The sequence below is a fragment of the Ramlibacter henchirensis genome (genome assembly GCF_004682015.1).
Taxonomy (GTDB): domain Bacteria; phylum Pseudomonadota; class Gammaproteobacteria; order Burkholderiales; family Burkholderiaceae_C; genus Ramlibacter; species Ramlibacter henchirensis.
Map to the genome: position 1 here is coordinate 462,292 of NZ_SMLM01000002.1, position 18,456 is coordinate 480,747.

Consider the following 18,456-nt stretch of genomic DNA (forward strand, 5'->3'; position numbering starts at 1 on the left):
GAGAAAAATCGAAGGCCGCAGCTTCGCAGCTTTTCAGCCGCCGCGCGGCTGCGCCCCCGGCGTCAGCTCCGTCCCGGTCTGCTTCTCCACCCAGCGCACTAGTTCACTGACGCTCGCGCCCGGCCCCGCGGCGTGGTTGGCCATGCGCCAGAGCTGCTGGCCCAGGCCCCAGAGCGGCACGGGCGTGGCGGTCTCGCGTGCCAGTTCGACCGCGATGCCCATGTCCTTGAGCATCAGCTCCAGCTTGAACGGGTCGTCAAAGGCCCGGTTGAACACGCGCTGGTTGAAATGCGTCTGCGTGATCCACGATCCGCCGGTGGACTCGTTCAGCACATCCACCATCACCTTGGGATCCAGGCCATAGCGCTTGCCGGCGACCAGGCCCTCGGCCGTGTTGGCCAGCGTGACGGCGGTTATGCAGTTGTTGATGCACTTCATCGCATGGCCGCTGCCGACGTCGCCGAGGTGGAACACCGCCCGGCCCATCACTTCCAGCAAGGGCCGGATGCGCGCCACGTGCTCCGCGCTGCCTCCCATTATGAAGACCAGCTTGGCTTCCTCGGCGCCCCACTGCGCACCGGAGACCGGCGCATCGACCATTCCGCCGCCGCGGGAGGCGAGGGCCTTGGCGGTCTCCTCGGTCAACCAGGGCTCGCACGAGGAGGTGTCCAGCACCAGCGCACCCTGGCGCAGGCCGTGGATCACGCCGTCATCGCCGAGCACCACGTGCTGCACCACGTGGCCATTGGGCAGCATGGTGATGATCACGTCGGAGCGCTGCGCCACCTCGCGCGGTGTGGCCACCGCAACGGCGCTGCCGCCCAGCTTTCGCGCCAACTCCTGCCCCACGGAAGCCTTTGCGTCGAGCAGCGTCAGCCGATGGCCCGCCCGGGCCAGGTGCGTGGCCATCGGCGTGCCCATGACGCCCAGGCCGATGAAGCCGATGTTCATTGCCATCGTGGTCCCCTTTGGAGCGGAGCCGCACCGGCGCCTGGGCACCAGCGCGGCAGTTGGTTCTGGTCGCTTTTCTGCAACCTTCCCCCATCGTATTCCCGCGAGCGGAGCAGCTGTCGCTTCCGGCCGATAAGCAATTTGCAGTGCTCCAAGCGCTTTTTTTGCAAGTCCGACGAGCTCCGCTCATGCACGATACGAAACATGACATTCAGCATCACCGCCCATTGCCGCCGCACCCGCCGCACCGGCATCGCCATGGCCACGAGCTCGCCCGCGATCGGCAACCGCTGCGTCTTCGTCGGGCGTGACGGCGCCGTGGCGCTGCAGTCGATGTCGGACCCGCGCCGCGGCGATTTCGCGCTGCAGCTCCTCTCGGCGGGCCACACGGCGCGCGCCGTGATGCGCGCGTTGCTGCAGGACGATTACTACGCCTCGCAGCGGCAGATCGCGGTGGTCGACTTCGACGGGCATGCGGAGGCGCACAGCGGCGAGAAGAACATCCCCTGGGCCGGCCACCGGGTCGGCGACGGTTTCGTGGCCATGGGCAACTACATCGCGGGGCCGCAGGTGATACAGGCGCTGGCCGAGGCCTTCGAGGACAGCGCGGGCCAGGAGTTGGAAGAGCGTCTGCTGCTGTCGCTGGAAGCCGGCCGCGACGCGGGCGGCCAGGAGCAGGGCCAGACCTCGGCCGCGCTCCGCACCCACAACGCCGACCAGGGCTGGTCGCGTTGCGATCTCCGCGTGGACGTGCACGAGGAGCCCATCCGCGAGCTGCGCCGCATCCACGACTGGTACAAGCCCTTCGTGCCCTACTACGAGGAGCGCACGCGCACGGCCGACATGCCGAAGCTGCGCGATTACCTGGCTTCGATCGGCGCCGAGCGCGAGTTCGGCAAGCCGGTGCCCGTCACCTGGAAAAGCCGCCGGGGTTGAGCCCCTTGCGGCGGGCCGCCTGCAGCGTCTCGAACTCGTGGATCCGTTCGGGCTCGAGCGCGCGGAAGACGGGCGCCATCGTGCGGTCCTCGTCGACCAGCGTGATGCGGTCGATCTCGACCAAGTCCTCTTCCGTGAACCGGACCTCCAGCGCCGAGAGGTTCTCCTGCAGCTGCGCGACCGTGTCCACGCCCGCGATCACCGTCGAGACGGTCGGCCGCGACAGCAGCCAGCCCAGCGCCAGCTGCGCGAGCGTCCAGCCGCGCTCCCGCGCGAAAGCCGCGAGTTGCTCCTGCACATCGAAATTGCGAGCCGACTGCCATGCCGGCGTGTTCGGGTTGAGCGCCTGCCGCGAACCTTGCGCGGGCGCGGACGAACGCGTGTACGCCCCCGCCAGCAGGCCGCCCGCGAGGGGGAAGTACGGGATCAGCCCGATGCCATGCCTGAGCAGGAACGGCTCCATGCGTTTCTCGAGGTCGCGGTACAGCAGGTTGTAGTGCTCCTGCGTGCTCACGAACTCGCACCAGCCGCGCTGGCGCGACGTCATGACGGCTTCGCACAGCTCCCACTCGTACAGGTTCGACGCGCCGATGTAGCGCACCTTGCCGGCGCGCACGAGGTCGTCCAGCGCGCGCAGCGTCTCCTCGATCGGCGTCGAGCGGTCCGGCCAGTGCAGCTGGTAAAGGTCGATGTGGTCCGTGCGCAGGCGCTTGAGGCTTCCCTCGCAGGCCTGGACGATCGCCAGCCGCGACGCCCCTGCCTCGTGCGGCCCGGGCCCGACGCGCTGGCCGAACTTGGTGGCGATCACCGCCTGCTCGCGCCGGCCGGCCAGCGCCTGCCCCAGGCACTCCTCCGAGCGGCCGAGGCCGTAGCTGTTGGACGTGTCGAAGTAGTTGATGCCGCGCTCGAGGGCGGCATCCACGATGCGCGCGGCGGTGGGTCCGTCCACCACGCTGCCGAACGGGATGCATCCGATGCCGATCGCCGACGCGCGCAGTCCGGAACGGCCGACAGCGCGGTATTCCATGTCCGACCGCGCGCCGCCGCTGAAGCCGATCTGCGGGCCGGCCGGCGGACTCATGCGGCGAACGCCTGCAGAGCCGCGACGTATTCGGCCGACTTCTCCACGTGCGGCAGGTGGCCGCATTCGCGCAGCAACTGCAGCCTCGCGCCCGGGATCAGGGACTCCCAGACGCGGCCCTGCGCCACGGGCACCGGCCGGTCCTGCTCACCCCACAGCAGCAGGACCGGCACGTCGATGCGGTGCAGCCATTTGTGCAGGTGCGGATCGGTGAACGCCGTCGCGCGCGCGAGCCGCTCCAGGCTCTGCCGGTTCTTCTTCGCGATCGGACTCGCGTGCGCTTCGGCGGCGCGCTGGCGGGCGGCCGCCGCGAGCTTCGGGTCATGGAACAGGTAGTCCGCCATCTGCGTGTCGTCGACCGAGAACACGTCCAGCGTCGGCGCGTGCGGCACGTGCAGTCCCGTCGCGCCCGCGAGCGCCAGCCGGGCGATGCGCGACGTGTCACGCACCGCCACCTCGGCGGCGATCCAGCCACCGAGCGCCTGGCCGACGACATAGACGCCCCTGAGATCGAGCGCACGCAGGAAGTCGAGATAGAAGTAGGCGACGTCGTGGATGTTGTCCAGCCACGGCGGCACATCGGTGAGGCCGAACCCCGGATGCTCGGGCGCGAGCACCTCGAACCGCTTGGCCAGCTCGTTCATGAATGGCAGCGGCGCGGGCACGCCCTGCGCGCCGTGCAGGAAGAGCAGCGGCGGCCCCTCGCCGCCACGCCAGAGGCTGGTGCGGCAACCGTCGACCGTGACGAACGAATGGGAGAGCGCGGGAGCCGTCACTCAGTTGCCCCTTGCGACCGGCGCGATGAACTTGGCGGCATCCAGTGGCGCCTGCAGCATGCCGTGCGCGCGCATCACCTCCGTGGTTTTCTGGATCTGCTCGACGTTGACGTTCATCGGCAGCGGCTGCAGCTTGATCTCGCTGACCGTCGCGACGGGCAGCCGGGTGAACTCGGCCACGATCTCGTGCAGCTGCGGGTTGGTGCGGTTGTCGTTGAACCACGTGATGCCCTTGCGCAGGGCCCGCGCGAACTTCGCCACGACCTCCGGGTTCTTCTCCACGAAATCGGCCGTGGTCACGTACTGGCCGACGTCCATGCCGGGCTGCACCTCGATGAACGGCGAGCCGACGATCGCCAGCTCCGGATCGCGCAGGAACGCGGTCTTGAACGGCTCGCCCGTGATGCCCGCATCGATCTGCTTGCGCTTGATCGCATCGGCCAGCTGCGGGAACGGCACTTCGCGGTAGGTCACCTTCTCGGGGTCGCCGCCGCGCGCCTTGACCCATGCGCGCGCGTAGAGCCAGTTGATGCCGTTGCGCGTGTTCACGCCGATCGCCTTGCCTTCGAAGTCGGACGGCTTCTGCCAGCTGTCCGCCTTGCGGCCGATCAGCACCGACACGGTGGGACTGTCGGGGAAGTTCGTGGCCGGCGCGATCACGCGCACCGGCAAGCCCTGGCCCGCGGCCAGCATGGTGGAGACGACGTTGCCGAAGGTGATGTCGACCGAGCCGCCGATCACGGCCGGGATGCCGACCGCGCCGCCGGCGGTGGGCGAGGTGTCGACCTGCAAGCCCTCCTGCTCGAAGAATCCCAGCTTGCGCGCCACGATCAACGGCGCCGCGTCGATGATGGGGATGATGCTCACGCGCAGCGTCTTCAGTTCGGCGGCGTGGGCGGCGCCCGCGAACAGGCCGCAGAGGGAGGCGCTGGCAGCCAGCGCGAGGCTCATCAGGAATTTCACGGGGGGACTCCTTCCAAAGGGAAGCCGATAAATCGATCAGTTCAGAATAATCGATTAAACTGGCCCACGCAACGCGGCACCCCGGCCATAAGGAGATTCGCGGGCTCCCTCAGGATTTTTGGGAAGGCCGCAAGGGGTGCGCAGCCACAATCCGCGACAGTTCCCCTGGAGGTCTCGACATGCTTTCCTTCCTCTGCCGCATGGTTCCCGCCCTCCTGCTGGCGGCGTCCATCGTTCCCTCGGCTGTCGCGCAGACCGCCTTCCCGAACAAGGCCGTCACCATCGTCGTGCCGTTCCCGCCGGGCGGCTCGATGGATGCGCTGGGCCGCATCTCGGCCGAGAAGCTCTCGGCGGTGTGGGGCCAGCCGGTCCTGGTCGACAACCGCGCGGGCGCGGGCGGCCTGGTCGGCGCGCAGCGGGTGAAGGGTTCGCCGCCCGACGGCTACACGCTGCTGCTGACCAACTCGGCGCTGATCCAGAACGTGGTGGGCGCGGCGGCCGCCAACCCGCCCTACGACCCGATCAAGGATTTCGAACCCGTCCTGCACATGACGCACGCTCCGGTGGTGTTCGTCGTCAATCCGAAGCTGCCGGTGAAGAACCTGCAGGACTTCGTGGAGCTGGTCAAGCGCGAGCCGAAGAAGCATTCCTTCGGCTCGGGCGGCGTCAACCAGACGCTGCACCTGCTGGGCGCCACCTTCAACGAAGCGGCCGGCCTGGACATGGCGCATGTGCCGCAGAAGGGCGACGGACCGCTGCTCAACGACATCATCGCCGGCCACGTGTCCGGCGGCTTCGCCACCATCGCCACCGCCGGGCCGCACATCGCGGGCGGCACCGTGCGCGCGCTCGGCGTCGTGGGCCCGCGTTCGGCCCTGCTGCCGGACGTGCCGAGCTTCAAGGAACTCGGCTACCCGCAGCTGGACGTGGTGGGCTGGTTCGGCATGTTCGCGCCCGCGGGCACGCCCAAGCCCGTCGTCGACAGGATCGCGGGCGACATCGCCAGCGTGCTGAAGATGCCCGACGTCGCCGCCAAGCTGCGCGGCATGTCGCTCACGCCGACGGCGCTGCCGCCGGCGGAATTCGGCAGCATCGTCAAGCGCGACCTCGGCTACTGGGACACGGTCGTGAAGAAGGTGGGCGAGAAGTGAGCTTGCGCGCCGACCAGGTCCTGCTAGGCAACGTTCTCACGCTGGACGGCAACGGCTCGCGCGCCGAGGCGGTCGCGATCGCCAACGGCCGCGTGCTGGCCACCGGCACGCGCCAAGCCATGCTCGAGCTCCGCGGGCCGCACACCGCGGTGTCCGACTTCACTGGGTCGACGCTCGTCCCCGGCTTCAACGACGCGCACGCCCACATGGACACGCTGGGCACGCGCCAGCTGCGTCCCACCCTGGAGGGCGCGCGCAGCATCGCGGAAGTGCAGGACCGCATCCGCGTACTCGCGCGCAGCACGCCCAGGGGCGAGTGGATCGTCACGATGCCGGTGGGCAATCCGCCCTACTACTTCGACGCGCCGGCCACGCTGGCCGAAGGGCGGCTGCCCAACCGGCACGAGCTGGACGCCGCCGCGCCGGAGCACCCGGTCTACATCCTGGCGCCAGGCGGCTACTGGGGCGAGCCGCCCTGCCACTCGGCCATGAACTCGCTGGCCCTGCAGCGCAACGGCATCACCCGCGACACGGTGCCGTCGAACCCGAACACGGTGATCGAGAAGGACGAACGCGGCGAGCCGCTCGGCACCTTCGTCGAGAAGAGCTACGTCAACACGCTCGAGGCCGACCTGCTGCCCGCCGTGCCCCGCTTCACCTACGAGCAGCGCCGCGACGGCATCCGCCAGGCGATGGACCTGTACCACCGCATGGGCACGACGAGCATCTACGAGGGGCACGGCAGCGCGCCCGAGGTGATCGCGGCCTACCGCGAACTGTGGGAGCGCGGCGACCTCACGATGCGCACCGCCATGGTCCTCAGCCCGCGCTGGCGGTCGCTCGAAGACGCGGCCGCCGCGATGCGCGACTGGATGCCGACCATGCGCGGCCGCGGCATGGGCGACGCGATGTTCCGCGTCTCGGGCGTCTTCATCGCGCACGGCGGCGACCCGTGCGTGGCGCGCATCCAGCAGCGCGACCTGGCCTACATGGGCTGGTCGGGCTACGTGCAGCAGGTCAACTCCACCGAGGACTTCGAGGCACTGTGCATGCTGGCGGGCGAGTACGACCTGCGGATGCACACCATCGTGTCCGACAAGCTCGCGAAGGTCGCACCCGTGATGGAGCGTGTCGCGCGCCGTTTCCCGATCGGCGAGCGGCGCTGGGTGCTGGAGCACATCAGCCGCTCCGCGCCGGAAGAACTGGCCACCGTGAGGCGGCTCGGCGTCGCCACGACGCTGATCCCGGCGCAGTACGTGTGGAAGCACGGCACGCCGTTCCTGCGCTTCGGCGAACAGGAGATGGACCATCTCTCGCCCGCGAAACAGCTGTTCGAGATGGGCGTGCCGGTCGCGGCGGGCACCGATGCCGTGCCGTACAACCCGCTGTTCTGCCTGTGGTCGATGGTGACGCGGCGCGAACGCACGACCGGCCGCGTCATGGGCGAAGGCGGCAAGGTGCCGCCCGAAACCGCGCTGCGCATCCTGACGCAAGGCGGCGCCTATCTCACCTTCGAGGAGAACGAGAAGGGCCGGCTGGTCGCGGGCCAGCACGCCGACATTGCGGTGCTGTCGGCGGACCCGCTCGAAGTGCAGCCCGACGCATTGCGCGACATCACCTGCCGCGCCACGATGGTCGCCGGCCGCTGGGTGCACGGGGCGCAATGATGGAACTGGCCTACGCATCCGCCGTCGAGCTCGCGAGGGGCCTGCGCGAACGCCGCTACGGCAGCCGCGAGCTGCTGGAGCTGTACCTGCGGCGGGTCGAGACGCTCGACTCGAAACTCAACGCGGTGGTGGCGCGCGATTTCGAGCGCGCGCGCGCGCTCGCCGACGCGGCCGACGCGGCGCTCGCGCGCGGCGACGTGCCGGGCCCGCTGCACGGCCTGCCGATGACGGTGAAGGAATCCTTCGATGTCGCCGGCCTGCCCACCACCTGGGGCAACCCCGCCCACCGCAACAACATCGCGGCGGCCGACGCCGAAGCGGTGCGGCGGCTCAAGGCCGCGGGCGCGGTGGTGTTCGGCAAGACCAACATACCGCTGATGCTGGCCGACTGGCAGAGCTTCAACGAGATCCACGGCGCGACGAACAACCCCTGGGACCTGTCGCGCACGCCCGGGGGCTCCTCCGGCGGATCGGCCGCGGCGCTGGCAGCAGGCCTGGCCGGATTCGAATACGGCAGCGACATCGGCGGCTCGCTGCGCATCCCGGCGCACTTCTGCGGCGTGTACGCGCACAAGCCGAGCTGGGGCGTCGTGCCGCCCGCCGGCCACTGGGTGTCGGCGGGGCCGCGCACCGACATCTCGGTCGTCGGGCCGATGGGCCGCAGCGCGGCGGACCTGCAGCTCGGCCTGGAACTGACGGCCGGCCCGGACGGCGCCGACGCGCGCGCCTGGAAGCTGGAGCTGCCGCCCTGCCCGCACACGACGCCGCGCGGCTTCCGCGTCGCCGTGCTGCTGGATGCGGCGCCCGCCGAAGTCGACGGTGAAGTGCAGGCCGCCGTGGAAGCGGCCGCGCGCTTCCTCGAACGCGAGGGCGCGAAGGTGTCCTGGGACGCACGCCCCGATCTCGACTTCGACGCCGTCTCGCGCGACGCCACGCTGCTGATCCGCGCGACCACGTCCGGCCGCATGCCGCCCGCCGATTACGAACGCTTCCAGCAGGAGCGCGCCGCGCTCGATCCCGCCGACGACCGCTATCCGGCCCGCTTCGCTCGCGGCATTGCCGCCACCCATCGCGACTGGCTGCAGGCGAACGCCCGCCGCTACGCCATGCAGAAGGCCTGGGAGCGGTTCTTCTCCGATCACGACGTGCTGCTGTGCCCAGCCGCCTCGACCGTCGCCTTCAAGCACGACCACTCGCTGCCGCGCCACGAGCGGCTGGTGCCGGTGAACGGCCGCATGCTGCCCTCGATCGACCAGGTCTTCTGGGCCGGCCTCGCGGGCATCCCCTACCTGCCCGCCACCGTGGCGCCCGCCGGCCGCTCGCGCGAAGGCCTGCCGATCGGCGTGCAGATCATCGGCCGGCAGTACGCCGACCTCACCTGCATCGCACTCGCGCGCATGCTCGAACTTGGCTTCCGCGGCTTCGAGCCGCCGCCCTTTCCCTGAGACACCCAAGGAGCAACACCATGGCCCTCCCCAATTTCCCCACGCTCAAGCAGTTCATGCCGCAGATCGACTTCCAGGAGATCATGGACTACCTGAGCAGCACCAACGAGCGCCGCACCTGGCCCCTGTGGCAGGAGGACGATTGCCTGGCGTTCATCGCGCGCGGCCGCGAGTACCGCAGCGAGTTCCACCTGAACCCGAGCTTCGAGATGCAGTACTCGCTGAAGGGAACGCTCGACCTGCACTGGCGCGACGCCGACAACAAGGTGCACATCTCGCACGTGCCCGAGGGCAACTGCCTGTACCAGCCGCCGCTGGTGCCGCACTCGCCGAGGTTCGGTCCCGACGCCTTCCAGCTCGTCATCGAGCGCAAGCGCCGCCCCGGCGAGATCGACCGCTTCCACTGGTTCTGCCCCAAGTGCGACAACTTCCTGCACGAGGAGCAGTTCGTGGTGGCGGACTACGGCGCCGACCCGGTGTCGCGCGCCTATGACCGCTTCTGGAGCAACATGGACGCGCGCACCTGCAAGAAGTGCGGCACGGTGATGCCCGACAAATGACGCAAGAGGTCCTGCGCACGCTCGAAGAGCAGCTGCGGCCGGCGCACACCGCCCTGGTGGTCGTCGACATGCAGAACGATTTCTGCGCCGAAGGCGGCTACCTGCAGCGCACCCGCGCCGCGTCCTCGGAGAACCCGATCCGCGTCGACGAGAACGAGCGGATCGCCGAGCGCATCGGGCGGTTGGCGGCCGAGGCGCGGCGCGCCGGCGCCACCGTCGTGTGGCTGCGCTCCGTCTACGACTTCAAGCACCTCGCGCCTGCGCACATCGCCAAGCGCGAGGGCGAAGGCTGCTGCATGGAAGGCAGCTGGGGCGCGGACTGGTTCCGCATCGAGCCGGCCGAAGGCGACATCGTGGTCACCAAGCACACCTTCAGCGGTTTCCACGAGACGGACCTGCACGAGCGGCTGCAGGCGCGCGGCATCCGCACGCTGGTGATGACCGGCGTGGCGACCAACGTGTGCGTCGATTCCACGCTGCGCCACGGCTTCTTCCTCGGCTACAACATCGTGGTGGCGGAAGACTGCGTCGGCAGCGGCAACCAGGCCGGCCACGAGGGCACGCTCGCGACGGTGCGGGTGAACTTCGGGTCCGTCGTCGATTCGCAGCGGCTGCTGACGCTGCTCGCCTGAATCAGCGATCCCAGCTGGGCCGCCGGCGTTCGCGGGCGGCGGCCAGCCCCTCGCGGGCGTCCTCCGTCTGCAGCAGCGCCGCTTCGGCTTCGATCAGGGCTTCGACGGCGGAGGCCACATCGTCGCCGGCCACCTTCTTGGCCGCGGCAGCAGCGCCCGGCGCGGCGCGCAGGAACTCCGCGCAGACTTCCGCGGTTCGACCGCCAAGGTCCTCGCACACCTCGTGCACCAGGCCGAGCGCCTGCGCGGTGCGCGCATCGAAGCGCTCGCCGCTCAGCACGTAACGGCGGTAGCCGCGCTCCCCCAGGCCGCGCAGCAGCAACGGCGCGAGCGCGCCGGGCGGAAAGCCCAGCCGCACCTCGGGCACCGAGAAAAACGCCGACGGGCTCGCCAGCACCGCATCGCAGCACGCCACCATGGCGACGGCGGCACCGATGCAGGCGCCCTGCACGGAAGCGACGACCGGCTTGGGAAAGCGCGCCAGCGTGGTGAACATCGCGAGCCGTTCACGCGCGCTCTGCTGGCCGGCCAGGCTCATGTCGGAGCCGGCGCAGAAGTCGGGGCCCGCGCCTTCGAGCAGGAGCAAGCGCACGGACGGGTCCGCCGCCCACTCGTTCAAGTGTTGCGTGAAGGCCGAGCGCATCGCGGGCGTCATCGAATTGCGCTTGTGCGGCCGGTCGAGCGTCAGGCGCGCGATCCCGCCCTGGACTTGCACACGCAGCTCGCTGTCCATCGCGCCTGCTCAGCTCGCGGTGAACAAGGGAAAGGTCGCCGAGCCGGTGGCGGCACGCTCGCCTGCGGCATCCAGCAGCACCGCGCGCATGAAGGCCACCGTGCGGCCCACCCGCTCGGCTTCCACTTCGCAGGTGCAGGGCCCCGGCGGCAGCGGCCGCAAGAAGGAGACGTTGAGGTTGGCGGTCGCGGTCCTCTGGTCGGCGCCCGTCATCGCCACGACCAGGGTCGCCATCGAGATGTCCAGCATCGTGGCCATGGCGCCGCCGTGCACCGTCGGCCGGGCGCCGCCGATGTAGTGTTCACCGGGATCGAATGTGGCCCGCAACCGGCCCGCGCGGGCGTCGATCGACACGATGCGCATGTTCAGGCCCACGGTGAACGGGCTGACGTCGTTGCGCAGCGGCTCGCGCTGGTCGGAATCGCGGAAGGCGTGGATGCCTTCGCGGCCCGGGTTGTGCGGCTGGTTCATGGCACCTCCAGCGCCGATTCTGGCGTCACTTCGCAGCGGCAGGGAAGCGCGGCCAGGACGCCTTCCAGGCGCGCTGCAGTTGACGCGTCTGCGGCGATCGCGACGCGATAGACCGTGCCGTGCACCGGGTCGGGCACGGCGGTGACGCGTGTGGCCGCCAACCCGCCCGCCTCGCGCACCATCCGCTCGATCACGGCGCACCCGCTCATCTCGCGCAGCAGCGGCTTGTTCACCTTGCCGGCGCCGGTGAGCGGCATCTCCTGCAGCACGTGCACGGCCACCGGCGCAGCCGCACGCTCGGGGATGCGCTCTTTCGCGAACGCCTGGAGTTCCTCGGCCCCGGCGCCGTTGCCCTTCTTCAATTGCACATAGGCCACGGGCACCTCGCCGGCGTAAGCGTCGAGCTGGCCGACCGCGGCCGCGAGGGCCACATCGTCGTGCGACTGCAGCGTCTCCTCGATCACGCGCGGGTCGATGTTGTGGCCGCCGCGGATGATGATGTCCTTGGCGCGGCCGGTGATGAACAGGAAGCCGTTCCCGTCCATCCGCCCCAGGTCGCCGGTGCGCGCCCAGCCGTCCTCGGTGAACAACGCGGTGGTCGCTTTCGCGTCGAGGTAGCCGCCGACCAGCCCCGGCCCATTCACCAGGATCTCGCCGATCTCGCCGGGTGCGCACTCACGGCCATCGCCGCGAACGATGCGCACCTGCGTGTAGGGCAGCCGCAGGCCACAGCTGCCTTCCGGCAGGTCGTCGCCGGGCGGCGGCAGCGCCACGGTGGCGGTGTATTCCGTCAGGCCGTAGTCGCACAGCAGGCGCACGCCGATGCGCTGTTCGAAGCGCTTCGCCACCGCCAAAGGCAGCGTGGAAGACCCGGTGATCGCGAACGGCCGCAGCGACGACAGGTCGGCCGCACCGGGGTCGACCTCGGCGAGCACGCCGAGCGACGTCGGCACCGCCGACAGCTCCGTGACGCGCTTGGCCTCGACGATCTGCCAGTAGCGCCGCAGCACCTCGCGGTCGCGCAGGCCCAGCGCGCCGGGGATGACGATCGACATCCCGCACGCCAGCGGATGGATCGCGCGCAGCACGATGCCGCCGACGTGGAACAGCGGGCTCACGCCGAGCGCCACGTGTTCGGGGCGCTGGCCGAGCAGCTCGCGATACGCCCAGCACTTGTAGGCGATGCCGCGGTGCAGGAGCTTGGCCAGCTTGGGCTGCCCGGTGGCGCCGCCGGTGTGGATGTAGGCCGCGACGTCTTCGGGCTCCGGGACTTCGAGCGCATCACCGCCATGCGACGCGCAGGCTTCTTCGAAAGAGGTCCAGCCGGCCCGCGTCGCCGAGCCGCCCACCTGCAACAACGCGATCCCGTCGACCACAGCGGCGGGCAGCGCTTCCAGCGTGTCGCGCAACTCGGCGGCGGCCACCACCACCTTGGGCCGCCCGGCCCGCAGCAGCGACTCCAGCTGCGCCGGCCGCAGCATCCAGTTCACCGGCATGGCGATGCCGGCGCACATCGCACCAAGCAGCGCGACATAGGTCTCGGGAAGATTCGGCAGCAGCAGCGCGACCACATCGCCCCGGCCCACGCCGAGCGACCGGAACAACCGCGCCGCACGATGCACCTGCGCGAGCAGCTCGCCGTGCGAGAGGACGATCTCGTCCCGGTCGAGCCGGCCTTCGGGCAGGAACCGCAGCGCCGCCTTCGCGGGATCGCGCCCCGCGCCGCGGCGGATCAACGCCGGCACCGTCGCCGCATCGAGCCGCTCCCGCAGCGGCCGCTGCTCCAGCGCTTCGATGTCGGCGATCGACCGCACCACGCCCTACGCGCTCCGCATCCCGTCGCGCAGCCGCTGCGTGGCGGCCGCATCCACTTCGAAGGTCGCGGCGTCGAGCACCACGCCGTACACCTCGCGCGCCTTCTCGATGCTCACGTAGCCCTGGCGCACGTCGCTCGCGACGCGTTCCGGCTCGCGCTCGATCGGCTTGCCGTAGCCGCCGCCGCCCGGCTGGCGGAAGGTGATCACGTCACCCGGCTTGCACAGGTTGAGCCCGCCCCAGGGGCTGGCCTCGCCGTTGATGCGATAGCTGCCGCGCCCGCCCTCGCCGCCGCCGAACAGCCCCTTGGGCGGATAACGGAAGCGCCCCATCACGGTGACGACCGTGACCGGCGGCTTCGGAGCCGCCTGGTCGTCCGGGATGCGCCACACCACCTCCTGCCCCAACCCGCCGCGCCGGCGCCCGGGGCCGCCGCTGTCGCACACCATCTCGCGCTTCTCGACGATCAGCGGCGTGTCGGCTTCCAGGATCTCGGCCGGCGTGTTGCTGGTGTTCGAGGGGAAATGCGTGCAGTTGATGCCGTCGGCCATGCGGCTCGCGCCCATGCCCGAAGCCCGCAGGTCCATCGTCAGGAACCGCTGGCCGTTGCCGCGCGCCCCGTACACCACGGTGGACGAGCCCGGCGCCGTTCCGCATTCGGCGAGGACCCGCTCGGGCGTCGCGTCCGACAGCGCGCGGTACACCAGCTCGGTGAGGCCGTGGCCGACGTGCGTGCGGTGGGCCACCGCCGCCGGATAGCTGCAGTTCACCACGCTGCCTTCCGGCGCCACCACCTTCACCGGCAGCGTGCTGCCGTAGTTGTTCGGCACCTCGGGGTTGAAAGCGCTCTTGATCGCGAAATTGACGTACGAGTAGGTGAAGTTGTAGACCGAGTTGACGCCCCAGCGCACCTGCGGATCGGTGCCCGCGAAGTCCACCAGCACCTCGCTGCCCTTCACCTCCACCCTCACCTTGATGCGGATGTCGCCGCGGTTGCCCGCGCCCTCGATCGTGTTCTCCGCGTGGTACACGCCGTCCGGGATGGCGGCGATCGCCTCGCGCATGCTCTTCTCGGTGCGGCCGATGATCTCGTCGGCCAGCTCGTCGAGCGAGTCGAGGCCGAGCTCTTCCATCATGTCGACGATCTTGCCGGCGCAGACGTGGTTGGCCGCGATCTGCGAGCGCAGGTCGCCGATCACGTCGTCGGGCTTGCGCACGTTGGCGCGGATCATCCGCAGCACCGGCTCGCTCATCACGCCGCGCTCGGCCAGCTTCATCAGCGGGATGAACAGGCCTTCCTCGTACACCTCGTGGTTGTCGGCGCCCGGGCGGCCGCCGATGTCGGTGTGGTGGAACACGCAGGCGGTGAAGGCGACGAGCTTCTCCCTGAGGAAGATGGGGCTGATCACGCACACGTCGTTCAGGTGCCCCGCCAGCAGCCAGGGGTCGTTGCTCACCAGCACGTCGCCGGGATGCAGCGAAGCGACGTCGAAGCTCCTGCAGATCTCGCGCACGCCCTGCGTGAGCGCGCCCAGCTGGCCCGGCGTGACCATGGAGCCTTCGCAGATCTCGCGGCCGTGCCGGTCGAAGAACGCGTTGGTGTAGTCATGCGCGTCGCGGATCAGGCTGGAGAACGAGGTGCGGTACACCGAGGCATCGGCTTCGTCGACAATGGAGATCAGGCGGCGCCAGAGGATCTCCAGCTGGATCGGATTGAACTTCGCTGCCATTTACGCGGCCTCCAGCTCGATGAACAGGAAGCCCTGCCCGTTGACGGTGACCTGCGCGCCCTCGCCCACGATGGTGGTCGACTCGCGCTCCTCGATGATCGCGGGGCCGCGCAGCGTGTCGCCCGCGCCCAGCTTGTAGCGGTCGTACACGACGTGCCGCACGTAGTCGCCGGCCTGGGGCGAATACGCCTTGCGCGCGCCCTTCACCGCGCCCTCGGCCCCGTGCCGCGACGGTGCCACGAGCGGCAGCTGCAGCGGCCGCATGGGCAGCCGCACCACGGTGTTGAACGTGACCAGCTCCGCCGGCACTTCGGGATAGGTGCGGCCGTACAGGGCCACGTAGGCGTCGTCGAACAGCTTGCGCACGTCCTCGCGCGACATCCGGCCGAGGTCGCCGGCCGGCAGCGCCACGCTCAGCTCGCAGCCCTGGCCCGCCAGGCGCATGTCGATCGAACGCTCCACCGCGACGTCGACGCCGCCCAGCGGCGCCACCACCTCGCGGCCGGAAGCCTCCATTTCCCGGAACAGCGCCTCGACCTCGTCCAGCCGCGCGTCCTTCAGGTTCATCTTGCGCGTGCGCACGACTTCGTAGGCCACGGGCGCGGTGAAGAAGCCCAGCGCGGAGCCCACGCCCGCCACCGGCGGAACCAGCACGCGGCTGGCCTTGAGCTTGCGCGCGAGGCTGCAGGCATGCACCGGCCCGGCGCCGCCGAACGCGGCGACGGTCACCTGCCGCGGGTTGCCGCCCTTCTCCGCGATGTGGGTCTTGGCGGCGGCCGCCATCGTCTCGTTGATGACGTCGTGGATGCCCCAGGCAGCCTGCGTCAGGTCCAGGCCCAGCGGCTGCGCAATGCGCTCGCGGATCGCCTTCTCCGCCAGCTCGCGCTGCAGCTTCAGCTCGCCGCCGAGGAAGTAATCGGGATCGAGGTAGCCGAGCACGAGGTCGGCGTCGCTCACCGTCGGCTCGGTGCCACCGCGGCCGTAGCTGGCGGGGCCCGGCAATGCGCTCGCGCTGTCCGGGCCGACCTGCAGCAGGCCGAGCTTGTTGACCCGCGCGATGCTGCCGCCGCCCGCGCCGATCTCCATCAGGTCGACCACCGGCACCTGGATCGGGATCCCGCTGCCCTTCTTGAACCGGTGCACGCGGCCCACCTCGAACGTCGTCACCTTGCCGGCGCGGCCTTTCTGGATCAGGCACGACTTGGCGGTGGTGCCGCCCATGTCGTAGGCGAACAGCTCCTGCATGCCGAGCATGCGGCCGAAGTGCTCGGCGGAGATCACCGCCGCGGTCGGGCCGGATTCGATCACGCGCACCGGCGACTGGCGCGCGGCTTCCACCGACGTGATGCCGCCGCTGGACAGCATCATGTAGATCTGCCCGCCGAACCCGAGCGCCTCCAGCCGCTGCTTGAGCCTGGCGAGATAACGCGCCGTCAGCGGCTTCACGTACGCATTGGCCACCGTGGTACTGGTGCGCTCGTACTCGCGGATCTGCGGGAGCACGTCGTAGGAGATGGACACGGCCAGCTCGGGCGCCTCGCGCTCGAGGATCGCCTTGACCTGCAGCTCGTGCGCCGGGTTCTCGAACGAGTTGATCAGGCACACCGCGAGCGACTCGACGCCCATCGACCGCATCTGCGCCAGCACGTCGCGCACCTGCTGCGCATCGAGCGGCTGGAGCACGCGGCCGTCGGCGGCGATGCGCTCGTCCAGCTCCAGCCGGAACGGCCGCTCCACCAGCGGCGGTGCCATCTCCGCGAAGATGTCGTAGGTGTCGTAGCGCTTCTCGCGGCCCAGTTCCAGCGTGTCGCGGAAGCCGCGCGTGGTGATCAGGCCGGTGCGGCTGCCCTTGCGCTCGATGATCGCGTTGATGACGAGCGTGGTGCCGTGCACCACCTCGCGCAGCCTGCCCGGCAGGTCGGGGATGCGTGCGGCGAGCGCCAGCACGCCCTGCTCCACCGCCTCGGATGGATCGGCCGGCGTGGTCAGGCACTTGTGGACGTGCAGCTCGCCGGTGTCGTCGTTCACCAGTACGAAGTCGGTGAAGGTGCCGCCGATGTCGCAGCCGAGGCGATAGGGATGGGAACTCATCGAAGGATCGGTCTCAATGGGGCTGGGTATCCGCCAGCGTGGACTTCAGGCGCGCGAGGTCGCGCTCCAGTTCGGCGCAGAGTTCGGCGGTTCGCGGCGAGCAGATGCCGGTGTAGTGCGAGGGATCGCGCAGGATGGCCAGACGCCGCTCGTCCAGCCCGCGCAGCCGCTCCGCGATGGTGGGGTCGGCGAACAACAGGTCGGCCAGGTTGCGTCCTTCCGCCAGCGCCTGCCGGCTGAGGCGGCGCACGGTCTCGTGGCCGTCGCGGTGGCCCGAGACGGACAGCAGCAGCTGCGCGGGCTCGGCTACGATCGCGCCGGCGGCATCGTCGAAGTTGCGGCGCATCAGGTCGCGCCGCACCACCATCGTGGCCATCGTCTTGCCGAGCAGGTCGGCGGCGAAGTACAGGCCCGCGGCCACCTCCGCCACGAAGAACGTCGATTCGAAGTTGGTCAGGTCGCGCTGGTGCTCCGAGACCTGGTCCATGTACACGGTCGCCATGCGCGGCATGAACACCTTCCACAGCGACTTCACCGCCTCGAAGCGGGACGGATTGCGCTTGTGCGGCATCGTGGAGCTGCCCACGTGGTCGGCCGTGAAGTGCTCCTCCACCTCGCCCAGCTCGCTGCGGTGCAGGTTGCGCATGTCGTCGGCGATGTTGGCGACGATGCCGAACGCCGAGACCAGCGCATGGGTGTAGTCGACCAGGTACTCGGCCTCGACGATCTGCGTCGGCAGCGGCGAAGGCTTCAGGCCCAGGCGCGCGAGCACTTCGCGCTCGAACGAGAGCGGGTCGTCGAAGAACAGCGAGGAGGCGTTGTACGCGCCGACCGCTCCGGCCATCTTGCCGCGCAGGTCCTCGGCGGCGGCATGCACCTGGCGGATCGCGCGGCCGAGGCGGCTGGCGAAGTGCGCCAGGCTCCAGCCGAAGGTGATCGGCTCGGCGTACTGCCCGTGCGTGCGGCCGATCTGCAGCGTGTCCCGTTCCTCCACGGCGCGCCGCAGCAGCGTCGACTGGAGTTCGATGAGGCACGGCAGCAGCACGTGGCGCGTGAACTCGCGGTAGCGGTACGCGTCGGCCGAGCAGACTATGTCGTTGGTGGTCGCCGTGAGGTGGACGAACGGCCTCGCGGTGTCGCACACGCGGCGCTTGAGGCAGTTCACGAGCGACATCACCGGGTGGCGGATGCGCTCCTGCTCCGCATGCACCTCCGCCGGCTGCACCTGCGCGGCGGCGGCACGCACTTCGTCGGCCACCGACCGTTCGCACAGGCCGCGCGCGGCCAGGCCTTCCGCCAGCGCGACCTCGACTTTCAGCATCGCCTGGAAGAAGCCGTCCTCCGACAGGTACGGCGCGATCCTCGCGGCCGCGGCCGGGTCCCGCCCATAGTAGCGGTGATCGAGCACGCCGATCATCGCGGACGCCTGGTACGGGTGGGTCACGGCGGCCACT

The 18,456-nt window shown here is 70.1% G+C and carries 16 protein-coding genes; 6 read left to right on the forward strand and 10 right to left on the reverse strand.

Annotated elements, in window-relative coordinates; genetic code table 11:
- Window positions 1-33 precede the first annotated feature (33 nt).
- Window positions 34-957 (reverse strand): NAD(P)-dependent oxidoreductase, encoded by a 924-nt coding sequence (locus EZ313_RS14950; protein ID WP_135264082.1) that lies wholly within the window; start codon window positions 955-957, stop codon window positions 34-36.
- A gap of 198 nt (window positions 958-1,155) precedes the next feature.
- Here EZ313_RS14950 and EZ313_RS14955 point away from each other — a divergent pair, with 198 nt between their 5' ends.
- Window positions 1,156-1,887 (forward strand): DUF1028 domain-containing protein, encoded by a 732-nt coding sequence (locus EZ313_RS14955; protein WP_167772593.1) that lies wholly within the window; start codon window positions 1,156-1,158, stop codon window positions 1,885-1,887.
- Here the strand turns inward: EZ313_RS14955 and EZ313_RS14960 are convergent.
- From EZ313_RS14960 to EZ313_RS14970, 3 genes are read right to left on the reverse strand one after another with little or no spacing between them, the layout of a single operon-like run.
- Entirely contained in the window at window positions 1,862-2,968 is a 1,107-nt protein-coding gene (locus EZ313_RS14960; RefSeq protein ID WP_167772594.1) for an aldo/keto reductase, read from the reverse strand. The two genes, EZ313_RS14955 and EZ313_RS14960, sit on opposite strands and share 26 nt — an antisense overlap.
- Window positions 2,965-3,744 carry an alpha/beta fold hydrolase gene (locus tag EZ313_RS14965; protein WP_135264085.1) on the reverse strand — a complete coding sequence of 260 codons (780 nt, stop codon included), beginning with the start codon at window positions 3,742-3,744 and terminating at the stop codon, window positions 2,965-2,967. The genes EZ313_RS14960 and EZ313_RS14965 overlap by 4 nt, the downstream gene beginning before the upstream one ends.
- Complete coding sequence (locus tag EZ313_RS14970; RefSeq protein WP_135264086.1) at window positions 3,745-4,707, reverse strand: ABC transporter substrate-binding protein; 963 nt, start codon at window positions 4,705-4,707, stop codon at window positions 3,745-3,747. It lies immediately after the preceding gene.
- A 179-nt stretch (window positions 4,708-4,886) separates the two neighbouring features.
- On the opposite strand from EZ313_RS14970, the gene EZ313_RS14975 reads away from it, so the two are divergent.
- From EZ313_RS14975 to EZ313_RS14995, 5 genes are read left to right on the forward strand one after another with little or no spacing between them, the layout of a single operon-like run.
- Window positions 4,887-5,858, forward strand: coding sequence for a Bug family tripartite tricarboxylate transporter substrate binding protein (locus EZ313_RS14975; protein WP_135264087.1), 972 nt, complete (start codon window positions 4,887-4,889; stop codon window positions 5,856-5,858).
- Entirely contained in the window at window positions 5,855-7,525 is a 1,671-nt protein-coding gene (locus tag EZ313_RS14980; RefSeq protein WP_135264088.1) for an amidohydrolase, read from the forward strand. Before EZ313_RS14975 ends, EZ313_RS14980 begins: the two co-directional genes overlap by 4 nt.
- On the forward strand, window positions 7,525-8,970 hold the full coding sequence (locus tag EZ313_RS14985; RefSeq protein ID WP_205960402.1) for an amidase: 1,446 nt from the start codon (window positions 7,525-7,527) through the stop codon (window positions 8,968-8,970). The genes EZ313_RS14980 and EZ313_RS14985 overlap by 1 nt, the downstream gene beginning before the upstream one ends.
- Window positions 8,971-8,990: 20 nt before the next feature.
- Complete coding sequence (locus EZ313_RS14990; RefSeq protein ID WP_240788657.1) at window positions 8,991-9,530, forward strand: 3-hydroxyanthranilate 3,4-dioxygenase; 540 nt, start codon at window positions 8,991-8,993, stop codon at window positions 9,528-9,530.
- Complete coding sequence (locus EZ313_RS14995; protein ID WP_135264090.1) at window positions 9,527-10,162, forward strand: cysteine hydrolase family protein; 636 nt, start codon at window positions 9,527-9,529, stop codon at window positions 10,160-10,162. Before EZ313_RS14990 ends, EZ313_RS14995 begins: the two co-directional genes overlap by 4 nt.
- A 1-nt stretch (window position 10,163) precedes the next feature.
- Here EZ313_RS14995 and EZ313_RS15000 read toward each other — a convergent pair whose 3' ends face one another.
- The 6 genes from EZ313_RS15000 to EZ313_RS15025 are packed head-to-tail and all read right to left on the reverse strand — an operon-like array spanning window position 10,164 to window position 18,446.
- On the reverse strand, window positions 10,164-10,895 hold the full coding sequence (locus tag EZ313_RS15000; RefSeq protein ID WP_135264091.1) for an enoyl-CoA hydratase/isomerase family protein: 732 nt from the start codon (window positions 10,893-10,895) through the stop codon (window positions 10,164-10,166).
- 9 nt (window positions 10,896-10,904) lie between these two features.
- On the reverse strand, window positions 10,905-11,366 hold the full coding sequence (locus EZ313_RS15005) for a PaaI family thioesterase (protein WP_135264092.1): 462 nt from the start codon (window positions 11,364-11,366) through the stop codon (window positions 10,905-10,907).
- Entirely contained in the window at window positions 11,363-13,180 is a 1,818-nt protein-coding gene (locus tag EZ313_RS15010) for an AMP-binding protein (protein WP_205960403.1), read from the reverse strand. Before EZ313_RS15010 ends, EZ313_RS15005 begins: the two co-directional genes overlap by 4 nt.
- 6 nt (window positions 13,181-13,186) lie before the next feature.
- On the reverse strand, window positions 13,187-14,911 hold the full coding sequence (locus tag EZ313_RS15015; RefSeq protein ID WP_135264094.1) for a hydantoinase B/oxoprolinase family protein: 1,725 nt from the start codon (window positions 14,909-14,911) through the stop codon (window positions 13,187-13,189).
- The gene (locus tag EZ313_RS15020; RefSeq protein WP_135264095.1) at window positions 14,912-17,002 is read right to left on the reverse strand and encodes a hydantoinase/oxoprolinase family protein; all 2,091 of its coding nucleotides are present in this window, start codon (window positions 17,000-17,002) and stop codon (window positions 14,912-14,914) included.
- A gap of 13 nt (window positions 17,003-17,015) precedes the next feature.
- Entirely contained in the window at window positions 17,016-18,446 is a 1,431-nt protein-coding gene (locus tag EZ313_RS15025; protein ID WP_135264096.1) for a lyase family protein, read from the reverse strand.
- Window positions 18,447-18,456 lie beyond the last annotated feature (10 nt).